This is a genomic window from Terrabacter sp. NPDC080008, from assembly GCF_040702505.1.
In the GTDB taxonomy this organism is placed as follows: domain Bacteria; phylum Actinomycetota; class Actinomycetes; order Actinomycetales; family Dermatophilaceae; genus Terrabacter.
In genome coordinates this window covers 143,143-164,017 of the sequence record NZ_JBFBLC010000002.1, presented here as the reverse complement: position 1 = coordinate 164,017, position 20,875 = coordinate 143,143, and the positions used below count along the sequence as shown (strand labels likewise).

Here is a 20,875-nt window from a genome sequence, read left to right as displayed (position 1 = left end):
CTCAGCGCTCGTCGAGCATGACCTCGATGGAGTAGTCCTGCGCCCGGTAGCAGTGGTCGCCGTACTCGACGGGCGCACCGACCGCGTCGAACGCCGTGCGCGACATCGTCAGCACCGGCTGCGAGGGCGTGAGGTCGAGGTGCCTGCGCTCCGGGCCGGACGGCGGCCGGGCCCCGATGCGCTGGTGCGCGACGACCGGCTTGCCACCCCGAGAGCGCAACAGCGCGTAGAGCCCGTCGCACTCGAGGTCCTCGCGGCTGATGTCGGAGTAGGCCGGCGGCAGCCAGTTGCGCAGGATCGCCAGCGGACGGTCGCCGTCGAGCCGCAGCCGCACGAGGTGCAGCAGGGGCGTGTCGCCCGGCAGGCCCATCGCCGCCGCCGCGACCTCGTCGGTCGTGACCTCGTGCGTCAGCACGACGGTGCGCGGGTCGCCCGATCCCTCGCGCCGCAGGTCGTCGTAGAGGCTCGTCAGCTCCGCGCGCCGGTGGATCTGGCGCCCGGCGACGGTCGTGCCGCGGCCCCGCCGACGCAGCAGCAGCCCCTGGGACACCAGCTCCTGGATCGCCCGCCGGACCGTGGGCCGCGAGAGCCGGAGCCGGTCGGCCATGGCGACCTCGTTCTCGAACGGGTCGCCGGGCTGCAGCTCGCCCCTCGCGATGGCCGCGCTCAGCTGCTCCGCGAGCTGATGGTAGAGCGGGACCGGCGTCTCGCGGTCGATGCGGACGTCAACGGGCTTGGACATGGCCGCAGACTAGCGATCCGGCGCAGGCCGACAGCCACGCCAGCAGGTCGCCACGCCCTCCCCTCCTCACCTCGGGCTCTTGACGACGAGCACCGGGATCTCGGCGTCGAGGATGACGTTCTGCGTGACACTGCCGAGGAAGGCCTTGCCCACCGGGGAGCGCCGTCGTGCCCCGATGACCAGCAGGTCGGGACCCAGCTCGGCGACCTCCTTCAGGAGGGCAGCCGACACGTCCGTGACCTCGTGGCCGCCGGCGACGAGCCGCACGTCCCAGCGCAGGTCCGGCAGGTCGACGGCCCGCAACGCCTTCTCCACCGCGTCGGAGATGCCGGCGCGGTTCGCCTCGGCGATGTCGTTGTCGAGCGACTCGACGACGTGGACGACGACGAGCTCGGTCCCCCGGTAGGCCGCCTGGCGGGCCCCCTCCTCCAGCGCCAGGGCGCTCGAGCTGCGGGTGTGGTGGGCGACGGCGACGCTCATGAGGCCACCTCGCTCACTGCTGCAGCTCGTGCGAGAGCTCGGTCAGCTCGTCACCGCCGGCCATCTGGCGGGTGAGCTCGTCGAGCGCCACATCCGACCGCTTCTTGTCGAGCACGGCCTCGCCGAGCTTGAGGATGACGAAGTGGTTGCCGACGAGGTACGCGTGGTGCGGGTTGTGCGTGATGAAGACGACGCCGAGGCCCGCGTCACGGGCGGCCGCGGTGTACTTCAGCACCACGCCCGACTGCTTGACGCCGAGGGCGGCCGTCGGCTCGTCGAGGATCAACACTCGGGCGCCGAAGTAGACGGCCCGCGCGATGGCGACGCACTGGCGCTGGCCACCGGAGAGGTTGCCGATGGGCTGGTTGATGTCCTTGACGACGATCCCCATCTTGCGCAGCTCCTGGTCGGCGATCTCCCGCATCTCGCGGATCTTCAATGGTGCCAAGGGCGCCGAGGAGCCGGTGAGCTCGGAGCCGAGGAAGAAGTTGCGCCAGACCTCCATGAGGTCGACGACCGCGAGGTCCTGGTAGACGGTCGCGATGCCGTGCGCGAGCGAGTCGCGCGGGCTCGTGAAGTGGACCTCCTTGCCGTCGACCTTCATCGTGCCCTCGTTGTGCGGGTGCAGGCCGGCGATGATCTTGATCAGCGTCGACTTGCCCGCGCCGTTGTCGCCGAGCACGCAGGTGACCTCGCCGGCGTTGACGGTCAGGTTGATGCCCTTCAGCGCCCGGATCGCGCCATACGTCTTGCCGATGTCGGTCATCTCGACGAGCGGCTCGCCCTTGTAGAGGTCGCGGTCGGCGTGCTCGTGCAGGGTGTCGGTCATGTCAACCCACCTTCCGGGCGGTCGAGAGTCGCTTGACGTACATGTTGACCATGACGGCCAGCAGGAGCATGACGCCGAGGAAGGCCTTGAACCAGTTGGGGTCCCACCCGGCGTAGACGATGCAGAGGCTCGTCATGCCGAAGATGAAGGCGCCGATCGCCACGCCGATGGCGTTGCCGTAGCCGCCGGTCAGCATCGTGCCGCCGACGACCGCGGCGATGATGTAGAGGAACTCGTTGCCGACGCCGTTGCCGGCCTGGAGGGTGTTGTAGTTGTAGAGGTAGTGCATCCCGGCGAACCACCCCAGGAAGCTGACGGTCATGAACAGGCCGATCTTGACGCGGGTGACGGGCACCCCGACCGCGCGGGCCGAGTCGGCGTTGCCGCCCACGGCGAAGATCCAGTTGCCGATCCTCGTGCGGGTCAGCACATAGGCCGAGAGCGCCACGAAGAGGAACCACCAGATCACCGTGATCGACAGGGTCACCGAGCCGATCTGCCACTCGTTGGCGAAGATCCAGGTGAGCGAGCTGTAGCCGGCCATCTGGTCGATGTTCGGGCTCGACACCGAGCCGGTGACCAGCTTGGTGACGCCGAGGTTGGCGCCCTGCAGCACGAAGAACGTGCCCAAGGTGATGAGGAAGCTCGGGATCCCCGTCCTCATCACGAGGAAGCCGTTGAGGAAGCCGATGGCGAGGCACAGCACCAGCGACAGGATCGCGCCGACCCAGAGGTTGATCCCGAGCTGGTAGCAGAACATCGCGTTGAAGAGGCCCGCGGTGGTGACGAGGACACCGGCGGACAGGTCGAACTCGCCGCCGATCATCAGCATCCCGACCCCGACGGCCACGATGCCGATGGTCGAGGACTGGTAGAGCACGGTGAAGAACGACGCGGGCGTGCGGAAGGCGGGCGCGACGATGAGGAAGAAGATGAAGATGACGACCGCGGCGACGAGCGCGCCGATCTCGGGTCGTGCCAGCAGCCGGTTCGACCAGCCCAGCGTGACCCGGTTGGAGGCCTCGGTCGGGGCTGACGGCGACGGGTCGGTCTTGACGGGGGTGCTACTCATGACAGCTCCAGTGCTGTTCGGCGGGGGCCGAACCCACCCGGGCTGCCGAGCGGTCGGGAGATCGACCGCTCGACCCGGACGGAGCCGGCCCCCTCGAGTCGGTTAGCGGGTGTTCTGCTTGATGAACGGCAGGACCTGGGCGATGTTCGTCTTGTCGACGAAGGAGGGGCCGGTCAGCACGGCCTGTCCGCCACCGAGGACGTTGCCGTTCTTCTTGTAGAGGTAGAGCTGCGTGATCGCCATGTAGCCCTGCAAGTAGGGCTGCTGGTCGATGTACCACTGGATCTTGCCGTCCTGGACCGCCTGCGCCGCGTCCGGGTTGGTGTCGAACGTGCCGATCTTGACGTCGGTCCGTCCGGCGCCCTGCGCGGCCTTGATGGTGTCGAGGGCCTGCGGCGCGCCGAGGGTGATGACCCAGTTGACCGCCTTGTCCTGCGTCAGCTTGGCCTGGATCGCGGTCGTGACGGCGGCGTCGTCGGCGCCGTTGACCTGCAGGTTCTCGGTGTTGGGGAAGGACTGCTTGACGCCCGCGCAGCGGTCCTCGAGGGCCACCGAGCCGGACTGCTGGATGGTGCACAGGATCTTCGTGGCACCCGCGGCGGCCGCCCGCTTGCCGGCCTCCTGGCCGCCCAGCTTCTCGTTGGAGGCGAAGTGGGTCAGCGACCCGGCCTGCTTGAAGTAGTCGATGCCCGAGTTGAAGCTGTCCACCGGGATGCCGGCCGCGACGGCCTTCTTGATCGTCGGGATGAGCGCGTCCGGGGTGACGAGCGTCGTGGCGATCCCGTCGACCTTCGAGTCGATGGCGTTCTGGATCAGCACCGCCTGCTTGCTGGCGTCGGGGTCGGCGGAGTACTTCAGCGTCGAGCCGGTGTCCTTCGCGGCCTGCTGGGCGCCGGCCTTGATGCGGTCCCAGAACGTGTCGCCCGGGGTCTCGTGGGTGATCATCGCGAAGGTGTAGCCGCTGTTGCCGCCGCCACCTCCTCCCCCACCCGTCGACGAGGCGCTGGGTGCGCCGCCGCCGCTGCACGCGCCGAGGGCGAGGGCTGCCACGACGGCCGTTCCGGCCGCGGCTGTCAGGCTCCTGCGGGTCCTGGTCGGAGTCATCGTCGATTCCTTTCGTTGCGTCGCGGTGGCCTGGTCGCCGAGTGGCGCGACGTCTCCGGGACGGCTGTCCCGTCGATGAGGTGGTGCCCGTGTGCCGTATGCCGTGTGCCACCTGGCGCGGTGCGACATGCGGGCCGGAGGGTGTCGGGTCAGCCGGACCCGTCGGTGCCTGTGCAGTTGGGGGGATCCGGCTGGTTCGCGTCCGAGCGGACGGTGTGGGGCGAGGTCGCCCGAGGAGTGCGCGGTTGTGGCGAACCGGAGACGTGACGGGTCACCACTGTTCAGACTGGTGTGTGCGCTGTGGCAAGCACCGCGGGGGTGCGTACCGGTCCGGCGCCATTGCCAGCGATTGGAGAATGCCTCTGGTTTCGACATCATGTCAAGCAATTGAGCAAACATCAGAATGTTCTGACATTTGCTTGACACAGCGCGCGGCTCGGCTGGACGATCGAACCGTCACCGAGACCACCTGAGGGAGTGAGACATGCGCATCGGACTGGTGGGCGTCGGTCGTATCGGGGCGTTCCACACCGAGACCCTGCGCGACCTGCCGGACGTCGACGAGGTGGTCGTGGCCGACCTGGATGCCGGCACGGCCCGCGCCGTCGCGGACAAGCTCGGGGTCGGCTTCGCCGGCTCTCCCGCCGAGCTGCTCGCCTCGGGGGTCGACGGCCTCGTCATCGCCACGGCCACGCCCTGCCACGCTCCCCTGCTGCGGATGGGCCTCGACGCCGGCGTCCCGACGTTCTGCGAGAAACCCGTCGCCGCGACCCTCGACGAGACCATCGACCTCGCCCGGCTCGTCGCCACCACCACCACTCCGGTCCACGTGGGCTTCCAGCGCCGCTTCGACTGCGGCTACCGCCGGGCCCAGGAGGCCGTCGCCGAGGGACGCCTCGGCTTCGTGCACAGCATCCGGGCCCAGACCCACGACCAGGCCCCACCGCACGCGACCTACATCCCCTCGAGCGGCGGGCTCTTCCGCGACTGCTCGATCCACGACTTCGACATCATCCGCTTCGTCACCGGCCGCGAGGTCGCCTCCGTCTACGCCACCGGCGCCAACAAGGGCGCCGACTTCTTCTCCGCGGCCGGCGACGTCGACACGGCGGCAGCCGTGCTGACCCTCGACGACGACACGCTCGTCTCGGTCTCGGCCACGCGCTACAACGGCGCCGGCCACGACGTCCGCATGGAGGTGCTCGGCAGCGAGGGCACGATCGGGGTCGGCTACGACGACTCGCTGGCCGTCACGTCCGCCGAGCCGGGCGCGACCTACCCGTCGGGCCCGCGCCACTGGTCCTTCATGGAGCGCTTCCTGCCGGCCTACCGCGCCGAGCTCACCGCCTTCGCCACCGTGGCCCGCGGCACGCTCGCCTCGCCCTGCACCGTGCAGGACGCGCTCCAGGCCTTCCGCGTCGCCGAGGCCTGCGAGCTCTCCCGCCGCGAGAACCGTCCGGTGTCCCTCGACGAGATCCCGGACCTGTGAAGGATGAGACCGTGAGCACCCCCGACACCGACAGCGCCGACCTGACGACGGCACACCCGACGGCACCGACGACGGCACGGACGACGGCACCCGATGACACGGCATACGATCACTTCGACGTCGTGGCGATCGGCCGCACGGGCGTGGACATCTACCCCCTCCAGCACGGCGTCGGCCTCGAGAAGGTCGAGACGTTCCAGAAGTTCCTCGGCGGCAGCGCGACGAACGTCAGCGTGGCGGCGTCACGGCACGGGCACCGGGTCGCGCTCATCACCCGGACGGGCCAGGACGCCTTCGCCCGCTACATCCACGAGGCCCTCGTCGGTTTCGGCGTCGACGACCGGTTCGTCTCGGCCGTCGCGGGGCCGCCGACGCCGGTGACCTTCTGCGAGGTCTTCCCGCCCGACGACTTCCCGCTGTGGTTCTACCGCTACCCCATCGCGCCCGACCTCATGGTCGAGGCCGACGACATGCCGCTCGAGGCGATCCGGGACGCCGGCGTCTACTGGTCGACCGTCACGGGCCTGTCCCAGGAACCGAGCCGGTCGGCGCACTTCCGCGGTTGGGAGGCGCGCGGCCGGCGCACCCACACGGTCCTCGACCTCGACTACCGCCCGATGTTCTGGTCCAGTGCCGCCGAGGCCAGCGAGCAGGTCGGCCGGGCACTGGAGCACGTGACGGTCGCGGTCGGCAACCGCGAGGAGTGCGAGGTCGCCGTCGGCGAGACCGACCCGCAGCGCGCGGCCGACGCCCTGCTCGACCGCGGCGTCGACCTCGCGGTCGTCAAGCAGGGGCCCAAGGGCGTGCTCGCAGCGACGCGCGACGAGCGCGTGGAAGTGCGCCCACACCCAGTCGAGGTCGTCAACGGGCTCGGGGCCGGTGACGCCTTCGGCGGCGCGCTGTGCCACGGCCTGCTCGAGGGCTGGGACCTCACGCGCATCCTCGAGTTCGCCAACGTCGCCGGCGCGATCGTCGCGGGCAGGCTCGAGTGCTCGACCGCCATGCCGACCAGCGCTGAGGTCGAGGAGCGCCTGGCCGCCCGCGACCGAGGCGCAGCACCGTTCGCCAGCGTCACCGAGGAGGCACGATGACCACCACGCCCGTGACCCCCACCACCGCCGGAGCCCCGGCCAAGGACACCGTCCGGGTGGCCGACCTGACCGAGATCCGCGTCCGCGAGCCGGAGCGCATCGCGGCCGCCTGGGCGGCCCGACAACGGCGGCCGCTCGTGCGGGAGGACGGGCGGATGCTGCTCGTCGCGGCGGACCACCCGGCTCGCGGCGCCCTGGGCGTGCGCGGGGCCGGCACCGCCATGGCGAGCCGCAGCGACCTGCTCGAGCGCCTCGTGACCGCGCTGGCACGGCCCGGCGTCGACGGGGTGCTCGGCACCCCCGACATCCTCGACGACCTGCTGCTGCTGGGCGCGCTCGAGGGGAAGGTCGCGATCGGCTCCATGAACCGCGGCGGCCTGCAGGGTGCCCGGTTCGAGATGGACGACCGCTTCACGGCCTACAGCGCGGCCGAGATCGCGGCGCGCGGGCTCGACGGCGGCAAGATGCTGACCCGCATCTGCCTCGACGACCCCGGCACGGTCGCGACGCTCGAGGCCAGCGCCCGCGCGGTCACCGAGCTCGCCGAGCGGCAGCTCATGGCCATGGTGGAGCCGTTCATCTCGGAGCGCGGGCGCGGCCGGATGGTCAACCAGCTGGACCCCGACTCGACGATCAAGTCGATCCACATCGCCGCCGGCCTCGGCGCGTCGAGCGCCTACACCTGGCTCAAGCTGCCCGTCGTCGACGAGCTCGACCGGGTCATGGACGCCACCACCCTGCCGACCCTCCTGCTCGGCGGGGACCCCCAGGGCGACCCACAGGACACGTATGCGTCGTGGGGCCACGCGCTGGAGCTGCCCGCCGTGCGGGGACTCGTCGTCGGCCGCGCCCTGCTCTTCCCACCCGACGGCGACGTGGCGGCTGCGGTCGACATCGCGGCCGAGCTCGTGCACGGCACGCAGGGCGGTGCGGCATGAGCTGGCACCGCCCGCACGGCAGCACGTCCCGCGACGGCTGGGACGTCGTCGTCGAGCCCGACGCGTCCGGCTGGGAGCACACCGGGCTGTATGCCGGCCGGCTGGCCGCCGGCGAGACGCGCACGTTCGCGGCCGGGCGCCGCGAGCACGTCGTCGTGCCGCTGTCGGGGTCGGTGGCCGTGGCGACCGACGGCGCTGCGGGCCGACAGGAAGTGAAGCTCGAGGGGCGGGCCTCGGTGTTCGCCGGGCCGACGGACGTGGCGTACGTCCCCGCCGGGTCGAGCGTCACGGTCACGGCGGTGGGCGACGCCCGGGTGGCCGTCGGCTTCGCCGTGACAGCCTCGTCCGAGGCGCGGTTCCCGTTCCGGCACGTCGCCGCCGGTGACGTCCCGGTCGAGCTGCGCGGAGCCGGCATCGCGTCCCGCGAGGTCCGCAACTTCGGCACGCCCGGCGTGCTCGACGCCGACTCGATCATCGCCTGCGAGGTGGTGACGCCTGCCGGCAACTGGAGCTCGTGGCCCCCGCACAAGCACGACGAGGAGCGGCCCGGCGAGGAGACGCAGCTCGAGGAGATCTACTACTTCGAGGTCGCCCCCGAGGCCGGCAGCCCGACGGCCGCCGCCACCGACCCCATCGGCTACCAACGGGTCTATGGCGCCGAGCACCGGCCCATCGACGTGCTCGCCGAGGTCCGCTCCGGCGACGTCGTCCTCGTCCCGCACGGCTGGCACGGGCCGGCCATGGCCGCGCCCGGCTACAACCTCTACTACCTCAACGTCATGGCGGGCCCCGGTGAGGAGCGCGCCTGGCTCATCTGCGACGACCCCGCACACGGCTGGGTCCGCGACACCTGGGCCGACCAGCATGTCGACCCACGACTCCCGCTCGGAGGCACCCGATGACGCGTGACGACCAGCAGCCGGCCACGACGGTGCGGCTGACCGTGGCCCAGGCCGTGGTGCGCTTTCTCGCCAACCAGTGGAGCGAGCGCGACGGGCAGCGGCAGAAGCTCTTCGCCGGCTGCTTCGGCATCTTCGGCCACGGCAACGTCGCCGGCATCGGTCAGGCGCTGCTGCAGAGCGAGCTCGCCCACAGTCATGACTCTGACCAGCACCTTCCGTACGTCCTGGCCCGGAACGAGCAAGCCATGGTGCACACGGCCGTCGGCTACGCGCGCCAGAAGGACCGCCTGCAGACGTGGGCGTGCACGGCATCCATCGGGCCCGGCTCGACCAACATGCTGACCGGTGCCGCTCTCGCGACGATCAACCGGATCCCTGTCCTGCTGCTGCCGTCGGGCACCTTCGCGACCCGCGTCAGCGCGCCGGTGCTCCAGGAGCTCGAGCAGCCGCATGCCGGGGACGTGACCGTCAACGACGCCTTCCGCCCGCTGTCGAAGTTCTTCGACCGCGTCAGCCGGCCGGAGCAGCTGCCGTCGGCGCTGCTCGGCGCGATGCGGGTGCTCACCGACCCCGCCGAGACGGGCGCCGTCACGATCGCCCTGCCCCAGGACGTGCAGGCGGAGGCCTTCGACTGGCCGGTCGAGCTCTTCGCGCCGCGCGTGTGGCGGGTGGCGCGTCCGCTGCCCGAGGCCGTCGACATCGCCGACGCCGCCGAGATCATCCGGTCGGCGAAGCGTCCCCTGGTCGTCGCCGGTGGCGGGGTGCACTACTCCGGCGCCGAGGACGCCCTGCGCGCGTTCTGCGAGGCCACCGGCATCCCCGTCGGCGAGTCACAGGCCGGCAAGGGTTCACTCCCCCACGGCCACCCGCAGGAGATGGGCGCGGTCGGCTCGACCGGCACGACCGCCGCCAACGCCCTGGCCGCCGAGGCCGATGTCGTCATCGGCATAGGAACCCGCTGGAGCGACTTCACCACGGCCTCCCGGACTGCCTTCCAGGACACGGACGTCCGCTTCGTCAACGTCAACGTCGCCCGTTTCGACGCCGGGAAGCACGCGGGCCTCTCGGTCGTCGCCGACGCCCGCGAGGCGCTGACCGCCCTCACCACCGCCCTCGAGGGGTATGCCGTCGACGACGCCTACCGGGAGCGCCAGGCCGCGCTGTGGGCCGAGTGGGACGCGGCCGTCGAGAGTGCCTTCCACCCGCCCGCCGACGTCACCGACCGGCTCGCCGAGGGGCTGCTGACCCAGGCCCAGGTGCTGGGAGCCGTCAACGAGCTGACCGACCCGCGTGACGTCGTGCTCTGCGCGGCCGGGTCGATGCCCGGCGACATCCACAAGCTGTGGCGGGTCCGCGACCGCAAGGCCTACCACGTGGAGTACGGCTACTCGTGCATGGGCTACGAGGTCCCGGCCTCGATCGGGATCCGCCTCGCGGACGACTCGCGCGACGTCTTCGCCATGGTCGGCGACGGCGGCTACCTCATGATGCCGACCGAGCTCGTCACCGCCGTGCAGGAGCGGGTCAAGGTCGTCGTCGTCCTCGTGCAGAACCACGGCTTCCACTCGATCGGGTCGCTGTCGGAGTCGCTCGGCTCGCAGCGCTTCGGCACCGCCTACCGGTTCCGCGACGCGGCGTCGGGCCGGCTCGACGGCGACGTGCTGCCGGTCGACCTGGCGGCCAACGCCCGCTCCCTCGGCGCGCACGTCATCGAGGTGCACTCGGTCGACGAGCTGCACCAGGCCATCAAAGAGGCCAAGGCATGGCCCGCCGACGGCGGACCGGTCGTCATCCACGTAGAGACCGACCCGAGGGTCTACGCCCCCGACAGCGCGGCGTGGTGGGACGTGCCCGTCTCCCAGGTCAGCCAGCTCGAGTCGACGCAGGCGGCATACGGCGAGTACCTCGAGCACAAGAGCACCCAGCGCCCCCTGCTCGCACCGCCCTCCGCGGACCACTGACCCACCTGGCCGACGAAGGAGTCTGCCCCATGAAGCTGGCCCTTGACCCCTACATGTTCCGCAGCACACCGCTGCTCGAGCTTCCCGGCCTGGTCGCCGACCTGGGCTACGAGTGGATCGAGCTGTCGCCGCGTGACGACTTCATCCCCTTCTTCAACCACCCGCGCGTCGACGACGCCGGCGTCGCTGCCTTCCGCAAGGCGCTGGCGTCCGCCCGGGTGGGCGTCTCGTCGGTGCTCCCGCTCTTCCGCTGGAGCGGTCCCGACGAGGAGGACCGGCAGGCCGCCGTCCGCTACTGGACGCGCGCCATCCAGATCGCGAGCGACCTTGGGGTCGACACGATGAACTCCGAGCTCAACGGCAACCCGCGCGAGGCCGCCGTGTGCGAGCGGATGTTCTGGAGGTCGATGGAGGAGCTGCTGCCGGTCTTCGAGAAGGAGGGCATCCGGCTGGTGCTGGAGCCGCACCCCGACGACTGGGAGGAGGACGGCAAGCGGGCCGTCAACGTGATCAGGGGCATCAACAGCCCGAACGTCAGCTTCCTCTACTGCGCCCCGCACACCTTCCACCAGGGCAACGACTGCGACGGGATCCTCGACAGGGCAGGCGATCTGGTGACGATGGTCCACGTCGCCGACGCCTACGACCACACGGCCTCGTCGGGGCTGCGCTACATCGTCAACCCGCCCGGCGCGCAGGTCACCGTGCACCAGCACCTCGACATCGGCCAGGGCGAGGTGGACTTCGGCCAGCTCTTCGCCGGCCTGGAGCGCATCGGCTTCGACGGCATCGTCACCTCCTGCGTCTTCGCCTGGGAGGACCGGGCCCGCGAGTCGAGCACCTACATGCGCGACGCCATCCGCTCCTACCTCGACAAGTGGGCCACCCCGCCCACGCTCGTCTCCCCCTGAACCCCGCCACCCGGCATACGTCATCTGCTCGAGCCGAAGGACCCACCATGAGCACGCCCACCCGCATCACCCACCTCATCGATGGACAGCCGTGGACCGGCACCGCCGAGCGCACCTCCCCCGTCTTCAACCCCGCGACCGGTGAGCAGACCGGCGTCCTCGACGTCGCCTCCGCCTCGCTCGTCGACGAGGTCGTGAAGTCGGCCGCGGCTGCCTGGGAGACATGGGCCGACGCCTCGCTCGCCAAGCGCACCGCCGTGCTCTTCGCCTTCCGCGAGCTGCTCAACGCCCGCAAGGACGAGATCGGCGCCCTCATCACGGCCGAGCACGGCAAGGTGCTGTCCGACGCCGTCGGCGAGGTGACGCGAGGCCTCGAGGTGGCCGAGTTCGCCTGCGGCATCCCGCACCTGCTCAAGGGCGGCTTCACCGAGAACGCCTCGACCAACGTGGACGTCTACTCGATCCGCCAGCCGGTCGGGGTGGTGGCCGTCATCTCGCCGTTCAACTTCCCGGCCATGGTGCCGCTGTGGTTCATCCCGATCGCCATCGCGTGCGGCAACGCCGTCGTGCTCAAGCCCTCGGAGAAGGACCCATCGGCGGCTCTGGCGATCGCGCGCCTGTGGACGGAGGCCGGCCTGCCCGACGGTGTCATGCAGGTCGTCAACGGCGACAAGGAGGCCGTCGACGCGCTGCTGACCCACCCCGAGATCAAGTCCGTGTCGTTCGTCGGGTCCACGCCCATCGCGAAGTACGTCTACGAGACGGGCACGGCCCACGGCAAGCGCGTCCAGGCCCTCGGCGGCGCCAAGAACCACATGCTCGTGCTGCCCGACGCCGACCTCGACCTGGCCGCCGACGCCGCCGTCAACGCCGGCTTCGGCTCGGCCGGCGAGCGGTGCATGGCCATCTCGGCACTCGTCGCGGTCGAGCCGATCGCCGACGAGCTGGTCAGCAAGATCAAGGACCGGATGGGCAAGCTCGTCACCGGCGACGGCACCCGCGGCTGCGACATGGGCCCGCTCGTCACGCAGCAGCACCGCGACAAGGTCGCCGCCTACCTCGACTCCGGGGTGGCCGACGGTGCGACGCTCGTCGTCGACGGGCGGGAGGGCGATGTCGACGCCGACGGCGAGGGCTTCTTCCTGGCGCCGACGCTCTTCGACGACGTGCGCCCGGGGATGTCGGTCTACGACGACGAGATCGTCGGCCCGGTGCTGTCGGTCGTGCGGGTCCACTCCTACGACGAGGGTCTCGAGCTGATCAACGCCAACCCCTACGGCAACGGCACAGCAATCTTCACCAACGACGGCGGCGCGGCTCGCACGTTCCAGCGCAAGGTGGAGGTCGGGATGGTGGGCGTGAACGTTCCCATCCCGGTGCCGGTGTCGTACTACTCGTTCGGTGGCTGGAAGAACTCGCTCTTCGGCGACACGCACGCGCACGGCATCGAGGGCGTGCACTTCTTCACCCGCGGCAAGGTCGTGACGTCGCGCTGGCTCGACCCCAGCCACGGCGGCCTCAACCTCGGCTTCCCCCAGAACGACTGACGCGCAAGGAGTTCCGGACCGATGTCGTTCCCCAGGGCGCTGCCCGCGCCGCGCACGCCGAACCCGATGGAGGCCCCGCCGCTGCGGTGGGGCATCCTCGGGACGGGCTGGATCGCCCAGCGCTTCTGCGACGCGATGCTGCAGCACACGCGCCAGCGGGTGGTCGCGGTCGGGTCACGGACCCAGCAGGGCGCCGACGCGTTCGCCGACGACCTCGTCACCCGTAACGCCGGTGTCGGGACCGGGTCGCCCGTCGAGCGCGCGGTGCCCCACGGCTCCTACGAGGCCCTGGTCGCCGACCCGGACGTCGACATCGTGTACGTCGCGACGCTGCACCACCTGCACCTGCCGCACGGGCGCCTGGCGCTCGAGGCCGGCAAGGCGACGGTCGTGGAGAAGCCGATGGGGCTCGACCGGGGCGAGGTCGCCGAGCTGCAGGCGCTGGCCTCGGCTCGCCGGCTCTTCCTCATGGAGGCCATGTGGTCGGCGTACCTGCCCAAGTTCGACGTCATCCGGCAGCTGCTCGACGACGGCGCGCTCGGCGCCGTGCACTCGGTGCAGGCCGACCTCGGCGAGCACTTCGGGCCGGAGCACCGGATCATGCGCGCCGACCTGTTCGGCGGTCCCCGGTACGACCTGCTGACCTACCCGCTGTGGTTCGCGCGGTGGGTGCTCGGAGACCTCGACGAGGTCCACGAGACGGTGACACCGGCCCCCACCGAGCTCAGCCCCGACGGCGTGGAGGGGCAGATCGCGGTAGCGGCGCGGACGGCATACAACACGGTGGCGTCGCTGTTCGCCACCATCCTGGGCGACACCCCGACGACGGCCACGGTCGTCGGCTCCGCGGCGACGCTGCGGATCGACGGGCCCTTCTACCAGCCGGGCGGCTTCGCGCTGCGCGCCCACGACGGCCGCGAGCTGCGCTACGACGAGCCGCGCATCGCCCACGCCGGGCTCCACTACGAGGCGGCCGCGGCAGCACGCGCCGTCGCAGCCGGGCGGCTGACCGCCCACCAGACCCACCACCAGACCACCGGGTGACCCGGCGGCGACGCTGCCGCAACCCGAGGAAGCGAGAGGAAGCACCATGGCCGAGTCCAAGGCCCGCAACACCGACGAGCGCTATCGCAAGCTGACGATCGGCGTGTGCCCCGACCAGTGGGGCGTCTGGTTCCCCGAGGACGACAAGCAGATCCCTTGGGAGACAGCGCTCGACGAGATGGCCGAGGCGGGCTTCTCGGTCATGGAGACCGGGCCGTTCGGCTACTTCCCCAAGGACCCGAAGCGACTGCAGGAGGAGATGGACCGGCGTGGCTTCCGCGTCGTCGCCGGCACCGGCTGGGGCATCCTGCACAAGCCCGAGGCCTGGGCCGACACGGAGAAGACGTTCCGCGAGATCGCCGAGACGCACGCCGCCGTCGGCGCGGAGTACGTCGTGCACCTGCCCCCGATGTTCCGCGACGAGAAGACGTGGGACTACACCGACGACCGGGTGCTGTCGACCGAGGCGTGGAACACCTACATCGCCAACGCCGACCTGCTCGGTCGCATCATGAAGGAGGACTACGGCCTGCGGATGGTGCTGCACCCCCACGGCGACAGCCACATCGAGACGCCCGAGGACATCGACAGGATCTTCCAGGCGACCGACCCCGACTACGTCGGCTTCTGCCTCGACACCGGGCACATCGTCTACGGCGGCGGCGACCCGGTCGAGCTGTGCCGCACGTACCCCGAGCGCATCTCCTACGTCCACATCAAGGCGATGGACGAGGCGCTCGTCACGCAGTCGCATGACGAGGACTGGCCCTTCGGCCTGGCCGTCGCCAAGGGCTGCTCGGTCGCGCCGCCGGCCGGGGCGCCCGACATGCCGTCGCTCGTCGAGGCCCTCGCTGACCTCGACAAGGAGCTCTACGTCGTGTGCGAGCAGGACATGTATCCCTGCGACCCGTCCTACCCGCTGCCCAACGCCATCCAGACCCGCGAGTACCTCGCCTCCATCGGCCTCGGCCTCAAGTGACGAAGGAGTCACCCGACATGACTGTTCGCATCGGGATGATCGGCCCCGGAGGCATGGGCCAGGCCCACATCGAGCGCATCCACACCGTCATCGCCGGCGGTCGTGTCGTCGCGGTCAGCGACGTCGACGAGGTGCGCGCGAAGGAGGTGGCCGAGCGGATCGGCGGGACGGCATACCCCTCCTCGGCCGAGCTCATCGGCGCCGACGAGGTCGACGCCGTCATGATCTGCAGCCACGGACCCGCGCACGAGGTCGACGTGCTGGCTGCCATCGCCGCCGGCAAGCCGGTGTTCTGCGAGAAGCCGCTCACGCCCACCGCCGCGGCGGCGCTGCGGATCATGGACGCCGAGCAGGCCGGTGGGCGCCGGCTGGTCACCGTCGGGTTCATGCGGCGCTTCGACCGCAGCTACCGGCAGATGAAGGCGCTGCTCGACTCGGGCGAGCTCGGCGAGACGCTCATGGTGCACTGCGCCCATCGCAACCCCACCGTCCCCGACCACTACACGTGGGACATGGCGATCAACGACACCGCGATCCACGAGATCGACACGATGCGTTGGCTCCTCGGGGAGGAGTTCGTCTCGGCGCGCGTCGACAAGCCGAAGAAGACCTCGCTGCGCTTCGAGCACCTCCGGGACCCGCTCGTGCTGGTCCTCGAGACCGAGTCCGGTGTCCGCGTCGACGACGAGATCTTCGTCAACTGCCAGTTCGGCTACGACATCCGCTGCGAGGCGGTCGCCGAGAAGGGCACCGTGTCGCTGGCCGACCAGCACGCCGTCGAGGTGCGCGACGCCGCGGGCCACCGCAACTCGATCGCCCGGGACCACAACGACCGCTTCTGGGGCGCGTTCGTCACCGAGGTCCAGGAGTGGATCAACGCGGTGGCCCGGGGCGAGCACACCGGGTCGACCTCGTGGGACGGGTATGCCGCGGCGTGCGTGTGCGACGCCGGCGTCAAGGCGCTCACCGACGACGGCGTCGTCCCGGTCGAGATGATCGAGAAGCCGGCTTTCTACGCCTGAGTCGCGCCGGCCGTACGCCCGCCCGATCTGCCACACCGACCGCCAAGGCATCACGTGACTACCGCACCGACCGCCGCCACGGCCGGCCCCTTCACCCTCGCGGTCTGCGCCGAGATGGTCTTCCTCGACCTGTCGGTGGTCGAGCGGAGCCGCCGCATCCACGAGCTGGGGTTCGCCGTCGAGATCTGGGACTGGACCCGGCACGACCTCGAGGCCCTGGAGGCGCTGCGGGACGACGGTGTCGCCTTCTCGTCGATGACCGGCTACGTGAGCGGCCGGCTCGCCGACCCCGAAGGCGCTGACGAGCTTCTCGCCACCGCCGCCCGCTCGGTGACCGTCGCGAAGCGCCTGGGCATCCCCCGGCTCAACCTTCACGGCACCGGCCTCGACGACCGGGGCCTGCCGGTGCGGCCGGCTCACGAGGTGACCGGCGCGATGTGGCTGCAGGCCCGCGACACGCTGGGCAGGATCGCGGAGCTCGGCGAGCGCGAGGGCGTGCAGTTCGTCCTCGAGAACCTCAACACCGAGGTCGACCACCCCGGGGTGCCGTTCGCCCGGGCGGCCGACTGCCTGGCGCTCGTGCAGGCGGTCGACAGCCCGCACCTGCGCCTGATGCTCGACCTCTACCACGCCCAGATCGGCGAGGGGAACCTCGTCGAGCTGTGCCGCCGGGCGCTGCCGTGGGTGGGCGAGATCCAGGTGGCGGACGTGCCGGGGCGCTGCGAGCCCGGCACCGGGGAGATCGCCTACCCCGCGATCGCCCGCGCGCTGGCCGACCTCGGCTACCGAGGCACTGTCGGCCTCGAGGCCTGGGCGTCGGGCGACCCGGTGCTGGCGCTGGAGCGCTTCCGCGACGCCTTCACCGTCTGAGGCCCTCGCCTGCTGTCCTGAGTCGAGGTGTTCGGCGACCACCTGCAGTCGCAGATCACCTCCACCCGGCGGCCGGTCGAGCGCAACGGCAGTCAGTGGCTGAGGCGCGCCTGCGCCTGCGCATCGAGGCGGCGGTGCAGCTCGGCGGGGTCGACACCCTCGGCCAGGGCGGCGGTCACGACATCGGCCTGGCTCGGCGGTGCCATGCCACTGATCGGCTGGTCGCGGTCGAGGTTGGTCGGGAACGCATACCCCTCGGCACTCGCAGCGACGGCGCTCGCCAGCGCCCGCTCCCCTGCCCCGGCGGCACGGCGCGCCAGCAGGGCCGGGTAGACGGCCTCGACCACCCGCTGACGGTCGACCGTCTCCATCGCCCGCCCGAACGCCGACGACACCTGCAGCAGGTTGGCCATGCGCCGTATGCCGGCCGAGCGGTTCGTGCCCGCGGCGTGGAAGAGCGCGGGGTTGAAGAAGACGGCGTCGCCCTTGGCGAGCGGCAGCTGCACGTGGTGGGCGACGAAGTACTCCTGGAACTCGGGTCGCTGGTACGCGACGTAGCCGTGCGCGTACTTCTGGCTGTGCGGCAGGTAGAGCGTCGGCCCGGACTCGACCGGCATGTCGCAGTGGGCCACCGCACCCTGCAGCGTGAGTACCTGCGACAGGGCGTGCACGTGCGCCGGGTAGCGGGCGCACGTCTGCTCGTCCTGGAAGCCGAGGTGGTAGTCGCGGTGCACGGTCTGGCCGGCACCGCCGGGGTTGACGACGTTGACCTGCGAGGTGACCTGGTAGCCGGGCCCGAGCCACGCCTCGGCAGCGAGCGCGAGGACGTCGTTGGCGTAGTAGTCGACGAACGCCTCGGGGTCGGCGACGGCGAGCTTCTCCAAGGCGTTCCAGACGCGGTCGTTGGCGCCGGGCTTGGCGAAGTGGTCACCGGACGCCGTTCCGGCAGAGTGCTGCTCGTCGATCATGGCCTGGAACGCGGAGCTGACACGGTCGACGACCGATGGCTCGAAGGCACCTTCGACGACGACGATGCCGGGCCCGTCCGCGAGCGCACGCGAGATCTCGGCGAGCACGGCGCGGCGTGCATCCAGGGCGCCGGTGGCTGCGTCCGCGAGACGGTCGGCGGCGTAGACCGGCACCTCGCCGGCGAGGCGCGAGGCATGGGGGTGGTCCTCGATGCGGGTCCGGTCGGTCAGTACCTCGAGCAGGTCGGCGAGCCGGCAGTCCTCCGGCAGAAGCCAGGCGGCGGTGGGGCGAGCGGTGAGGGTCACGGGGTCCTCCTCGACGGGTGCGGCGGGGTGCGCGGTTCCCTCCAGCATGCGCGCTCTCGGCACCAGTCGACGGTTTCCCCACGTCGCCAGGGTCGAAGGCGTTGACTGGGATGCGTGACCACCGGCGCTCGAGGTGCAGGTGCCGGTTGGGTGTGCAGCTGTCCGTCGACGTCCATTCACGTCGGTCGGGCAACCGTTCACATGGAGATCGTGATGTCGATGCTTGAACCCACGGAACCCGGCGCCGGGCCGAGCGACCCGGTGCTGTCCCAGGCCCGGCTGATGATGGTGCTGCAGGCCTTCGCTGCGGCGCCGGCCGACGAGGACACGCCGAACCTCGTCATCTCCCAGGCCGTGGCTGCGCTGCACGCGGCCGGGGGCGTCGTCGCACTGGTCGACGGGGACCGGCTCGAGCCCCTGGCGAGCCAGGGCTACACGCGGTCGCAGCAGACGGCGTGCGGGCCGCTGCGGGTCGGCGACCTCTCCCTCCCCCTGACCTGGACCGCCACCACGGGCAAGCCCCTGTGGCTGGGGTCACAGGCGGAGACGGCGGAGCGCTTCCCCCGCATCGTGGAGATGGTCTCCCGGGACGAGAGGGCGTATGCCGTGCTCCCCCTTCGAGCCGCGGGCGCACTGCTCGGGGTGATGGGGATCAGCTGGGTGCGCTCGCACGACTTCGGCCCGTCCGACCGTGAGCTGCTGCTGGCGCTGGCCGACATCTGTGCACTACACCTGCACCACTGGCGCGGGCACGAGGGGCGAAACGGAGACGACGAGGGCATCTCCGAACCTCGGGTGTCCCCGTCGACGGTCGCGCTGGCCCCACTCGTGCAGGCGTTGACCGGCTCGGACACCATCGAGGACCTGGCTCGCGCCTTCGCCGAGGCGGGCGCGGGCGCAGTCGGTGCCACGTTCTCCAACGTCGCCGTCGTGGAGCCCGACCCAACCGGCGGCAGCGCCCGGGTATACCACCTGTCCAGCCTCCCGTCGCTGGTGGCGGAGCGCTACCAGACGATCCGCATCGACGGGTCCACGCCTCTTGGGGCAGCCATGTCCGGGAGCGGAGAGGTGTGGCTCGGTAACCTGGAAGAGGTCGGCGCGCAGTTCCCGGGCCTGCTGGAGGACACTGCTGCTTCCGGGTTGGCCGCGACGGCGTCGCTGCCACTGACCGGCCGAGAGGGCCGCGTGATCGGCGCGCTCGGTCTCGGCTGGGACGCACCGCAGCGCTTCCCGCCTGAGCAACGCGAAGAGCTGCGCGTGGTCGCCAGGCTCGTCGCCGATGCCCTGGTGCGCGCCCAGCTGCTCGCCACGGAACGCGCGGCGCTGGAGCGATCCGAGCGGCTGCACCGTGTCCTCGCGGCCTTGATCGCCTCGGCGTCGCTCAGCGAGGTGGCCGCAGCCCTCTTCGTCGACGGCACGGCCCCCTACGACGCGGCCGCTGCCCGCTTGGCGCTCGTCGACGAGCGCCAGCCGGACACGCTGCTGACCATCGCCTCGGTGGGTCTCCCCGAGGGGCTGGAGGCTCTGTGGGCCTCGGCCGAGGGCCCGCTCTCCTCACCCCTGTCCGACGCGCGCACCAGTACGGCGACCGTCTACCTTCCGACCCCGGACAGCCTGGTCGTGGCGGGTCCGGACGTGCTGGCGGCCTTGGCGCGGGCAGGCCTGCGCAGCTGGCTCGGCCTGCCTCTTCGCAGCGCATCGAGGACCCTGGGGACGCTGGTGCTGGCCTTCCCGCGGAGGGACGCGCTCGGACCGACCGACCTGATGGCGCTGGCCGACCTCGGCGCCGCGGTGTCGGACGCGGTCAGCCGCGCCGTCGAACGCGACAGCGACCACGACCTGGCCGTGCTCGTGCAACGCAGCCTGCTGGCCGAGCCACTGCCGGACCTTGCGCACGTGCGCGTCAGCGCGCGTTACCTGCCGGCCGACGCGCGCTATGGGATCGGGGGCGACTGGTACGACGCGATCCCACTCCCCCGCGGGCGGGCGCTGCTGATGATCGGAGACGTCGCCGGCCATGACGCGGGGGCCGCCGTGGCCATGGGCCAGATCCGGGCCGCCGCTCGGGCCCTGGCCCCGACCCACGAACCGGCTCGGCTGCTCGAGGAGCTGGACCGCTTCGTCACGGCTTCGTCCACCCAGACGATGGTGACGGCCGCCGCGGTGCTCCTCGACCCCGGGAAGGGCAGCCTGACGTTCTCGCTGGCCGGGCAGCCGCCGCCCATGCTCCGCCGACCGGGATCGCCCGTGACCTTGCTGGGGCCCACCGACCCGCCCCTCGGCTCACCCGCCGGTTCGCGTAGCCAGCACACGATCCACCTGTCAGCCGCGAGCAGCCTCGTGCTCTACACCGACGGCCTCATCGAGAGACGAGACGAGTCCATCGACCTCGGTCTGGAGCGACTGGCGGCTGCTGTCGAGGAGGGCCCGTCGGACGACGCCGACCGCCTGTGCGCCTCAGTGCTGCACGCCTGCCTGCGCGGCGTGCTGCGCCGCGACGACACGGCCGTCCTCTGTGCCGTCATCGACCCTGTCCTGGCGCCGCAGTGACCGGCAGCGTGACCCGACCCCGCCAGATCAGGAATCCCTTTGCCGTGGTGGCCGGCAGCAACCATCATGG

At 71.2% G+C, this 20,875-nt stretch carries 18 protein-coding genes; 12 read left to right on the top strand and 6 right to left on the bottom strand.

The genetic code is table 11. The features are described 5' to 3' along the window. Position 1: 1 nt before the first annotated feature. From AB0316_RS06640 to AB0316_RS06620, 5 genes are all read right to left on the bottom strand, one after another. Positions 2-742 (bottom strand): GntR family transcriptional regulator, encoded by a 741-nt coding sequence (locus tag AB0316_RS06640; protein WP_366271584.1) that lies wholly within the window; start codon positions 740-742, stop codon positions 2-4. A gap of 66 nt (positions 743-808) precedes the next feature. After that, positions 809-1,222, bottom strand: coding sequence for a universal stress protein (locus AB0316_RS06635; protein ID WP_366271582.1), 414 nt, complete (start codon positions 1,220-1,222; stop codon positions 809-811). 13 nt (positions 1,223-1,235) lie between these two features. Further along, the gene (locus AB0316_RS06630) at positions 1,236-2,051 is read right to left on the bottom strand and encodes an ATP-binding cassette domain-containing protein (RefSeq protein ID WP_366271580.1); all 816 of its coding nucleotides are present in this window, start codon (positions 2,049-2,051) and stop codon (positions 1,236-1,238) included. Between the two features lies 1 nt (position 2,052). Next, on the bottom strand, positions 2,053-3,123 hold the full coding sequence (locus AB0316_RS06625) for an ABC transporter permease (protein ID WP_366271578.1): 1,071 nt from the start codon (positions 3,121-3,123) through the stop codon (positions 2,053-2,055). 102 nt (positions 3,124-3,225) lie between these two features. Next, positions 3,226-4,227: a substrate-binding domain-containing protein gene (locus AB0316_RS06620; RefSeq protein WP_366271576.1), complete on the bottom strand. Its 1,002-nt coding sequence runs from the start codon at positions 4,225-4,227 to the stop codon at positions 3,226-3,228. Positions 4,228-4,711: 484 nt separating this feature from the next. Between AB0316_RS06620 and AB0316_RS06615 the strand changes: the two genes are divergently transcribed. The 11 genes from AB0316_RS06615 to AB0316_RS06565 all read left to right on the top strand — a co-directional run bounded on the left by AB0316_RS06615 (position 4,712) and on the right by AB0316_RS06565 (position 16,981). After that, on the top strand, positions 4,712-5,716 hold the full coding sequence (locus AB0316_RS06615) for a Gfo/Idh/MocA family oxidoreductase (RefSeq protein WP_366271574.1): 1,005 nt from the start codon (positions 4,712-4,714) through the stop codon (positions 5,714-5,716). A gap of 122 nt (positions 5,717-5,838) precedes the next feature. Continuing rightward, positions 5,839-6,807, top strand: a complete 969-nt coding sequence (gene iolC / locus AB0316_RS06610) for a 5-dehydro-2-deoxygluconokinase (RefSeq protein WP_366272807.1) — start codon at positions 5,839-5,841, stop codon at positions 6,805-6,807. Further along, positions 6,804-7,745, top strand: coding sequence for a deoxyribose-phosphate aldolase (locus tag AB0316_RS06605; RefSeq protein WP_366271572.1), 942 nt, complete (start codon positions 6,804-6,806; stop codon positions 7,743-7,745). Before iolC ends, AB0316_RS06605 begins: the two co-directional genes overlap by 4 nt. Beyond that, the gene (iolB, locus tag AB0316_RS06600; protein ID WP_366271570.1) at positions 7,742-8,647 is read left to right on the top strand and encodes a 5-deoxy-glucuronate isomerase; all 906 of its coding nucleotides are present in this window, start codon (positions 7,742-7,744) and stop codon (positions 8,645-8,647) included. The genes AB0316_RS06605 and iolB overlap by 4 nt, the downstream gene beginning before the upstream one ends. Beyond that, positions 8,644-10,608, top strand: coding sequence for a 3D-(3,5/4)-trihydroxycyclohexane-1,2-dione acylhydrolase (decyclizing) (iolD, locus tag AB0316_RS06595; protein ID WP_366271568.1), 1,965 nt, complete (start codon positions 8,644-8,646; stop codon positions 10,606-10,608). Before iolB ends, iolD begins: the two co-directional genes overlap by 4 nt. Before the next feature lie 29 nt (positions 10,609-10,637). Continuing rightward, positions 10,638-11,519, top strand: a complete 882-nt coding sequence (locus tag AB0316_RS06590) for a sugar phosphate isomerase/epimerase (protein WP_366271566.1) — start codon at positions 10,638-10,640, stop codon at positions 11,517-11,519. A gap of 47 nt (positions 11,520-11,566) precedes the next feature. Next, positions 11,567-13,066 (top strand): CoA-acylating methylmalonate-semialdehyde dehydrogenase, encoded by a 1,500-nt coding sequence (locus tag AB0316_RS06585; protein ID WP_366271564.1) that lies wholly within the window; start codon positions 11,567-11,569, stop codon positions 13,064-13,066. 21 nt (positions 13,067-13,087) lie between these two features. Further along, complete coding sequence (locus AB0316_RS06580; protein WP_366271562.1) at positions 13,088-14,110, top strand: Gfo/Idh/MocA family oxidoreductase; 1,023 nt, start codon at positions 13,088-13,090, stop codon at positions 14,108-14,110. A gap of 46 nt (positions 14,111-14,156) precedes the next feature. Next, on the top strand, positions 14,157-15,089 hold the full coding sequence (locus AB0316_RS06575; protein WP_366271560.1) for a TIM barrel protein: 933 nt from the start codon (positions 14,157-14,159) through the stop codon (positions 15,087-15,089). Between the two features lie 17 nt (positions 15,090-15,106). Beyond that, positions 15,107-16,111, top strand: coding sequence for a Gfo/Idh/MocA family oxidoreductase (locus AB0316_RS06570; RefSeq protein ID WP_366271558.1), 1,005 nt, complete (start codon positions 15,107-15,109; stop codon positions 16,109-16,111). A gap of 114 nt (positions 16,112-16,225) precedes the next feature. Then, entirely contained in the window at positions 16,226-16,981 is a 756-nt protein-coding gene (locus AB0316_RS06565) for a TIM barrel protein (RefSeq protein ID WP_366272805.1), read from the top strand. 92 nt (positions 16,982-17,073) lie between these two features. Here the strand turns inward: AB0316_RS06565 and AB0316_RS06560 are convergent, their stop codons facing one another. Next, positions 17,074-18,255 carry a phytanoyl-CoA dioxygenase family protein gene (locus AB0316_RS06560; RefSeq protein ID WP_366271556.1) on the bottom strand — a complete coding sequence of 394 codons (1,182 nt, stop codon included), beginning with the start codon at positions 18,253-18,255 and terminating at the stop codon, positions 17,074-17,076. A gap of 219 nt (positions 18,256-18,474) precedes the next feature. Between AB0316_RS06560 and AB0316_RS06555 the strand changes: the two genes are divergently transcribed. Further along, complete coding sequence (locus tag AB0316_RS06555) at positions 18,475-20,805, top strand: GAF domain-containing SpoIIE family protein phosphatase (RefSeq protein WP_366271554.1); 2,331 nt, start codon at positions 18,475-18,477, stop codon at positions 20,803-20,805. Positions 20,806-20,875: the final 70 nt, after the last annotated feature.

Coding starts and splice junctions, on each gene's coding strand:
- AB0316_RS06620 (WP_366271576.1), bottom strand. CDS start 4,227: ATGACTCCGACCAGGACCCGCAGGAGCCTGACAGCCGCGGCCGGAACG.
- AB0316_RS06570 (WP_366271558.1), top strand. CDS start 15,107: ATGACTGTTCGCATCGGGATGATCGGCCCCGGAGGCATGGGCCAGGCC.
- AB0316_RS06615 (WP_366271574.1), top strand. CDS start 4,712: ATGCGCATCGGACTGGTGGGCGTCGGTCGTATCGGGGCGTTCCACACC.
- AB0316_RS06555 (WP_366271554.1), top strand. CDS start 18,475: ATGCTTGAACCCACGGAACCCGGCGCCGGGCCGAGCGACCCGGTGCTG.
- AB0316_RS06590 (WP_366271566.1), top strand. CDS start 10,638: ATGAAGCTGGCCCTTGACCCCTACATGTTCCGCAGCACACCGCTGCTC.
- AB0316_RS06625 (WP_366271578.1), bottom strand. CDS start 3,123: ATGAGTAGCACCCCCGTCAAGACCGACCCGTCGCCGTCAGCCCCGACC.
- AB0316_RS06585 (WP_366271564.1), top strand. CDS start 11,567: ATGAGCACGCCCACCCGCATCACCCACCTCATCGATGGACAGCCGTGG.
- AB0316_RS06605 (WP_366271572.1), top strand. CDS start 6,804: ATGACCACCACGCCCGTGACCCCCACCACCGCCGGAGCCCCGGCCAAG.
- AB0316_RS06635 (WP_366271582.1), bottom strand. CDS start 1,222: ATGAGCGTCGCCGTCGCCCACCACACCCGCAGCTCGAGCGCCCTGGCG.
- AB0316_RS06580 (WP_366271562.1), top strand. CDS start 13,088: ATGTCGTTCCCCAGGGCGCTGCCCGCGCCGCGCACGCCGAACCCGATG.
- iolD (WP_366271568.1), top strand. CDS start 8,644: ATGACGCGTGACGACCAGCAGCCGGCCACGACGGTGCGGCTGACCGTG.
- AB0316_RS06575 (WP_366271560.1), top strand. CDS start 14,157: ATGGCCGAGTCCAAGGCCCGCAACACCGACGAGCGCTATCGCAAGCTG.
- iolB (WP_366271570.1), top strand. CDS start 7,742: ATGAGCTGGCACCGCCCGCACGGCAGCACGTCCCGCGACGGCTGGGAC.
- AB0316_RS06565 (WP_366272805.1), top strand. CDS start 16,226: ATGGTCTTCCTCGACCTGTCGGTGGTCGAGCGGAGCCGCCGCATCCAC.
- AB0316_RS06630 (WP_366271580.1), bottom strand. CDS start 2,051: ATGACCGACACCCTGCACGAGCACGCCGACCGCGACCTCTACAAGGGC.
- AB0316_RS06640 (WP_366271584.1), bottom strand. CDS start 742: ATGTCCAAGCCCGTTGACGTCCGCATCGACCGCGAGACGCCGGTCCCG.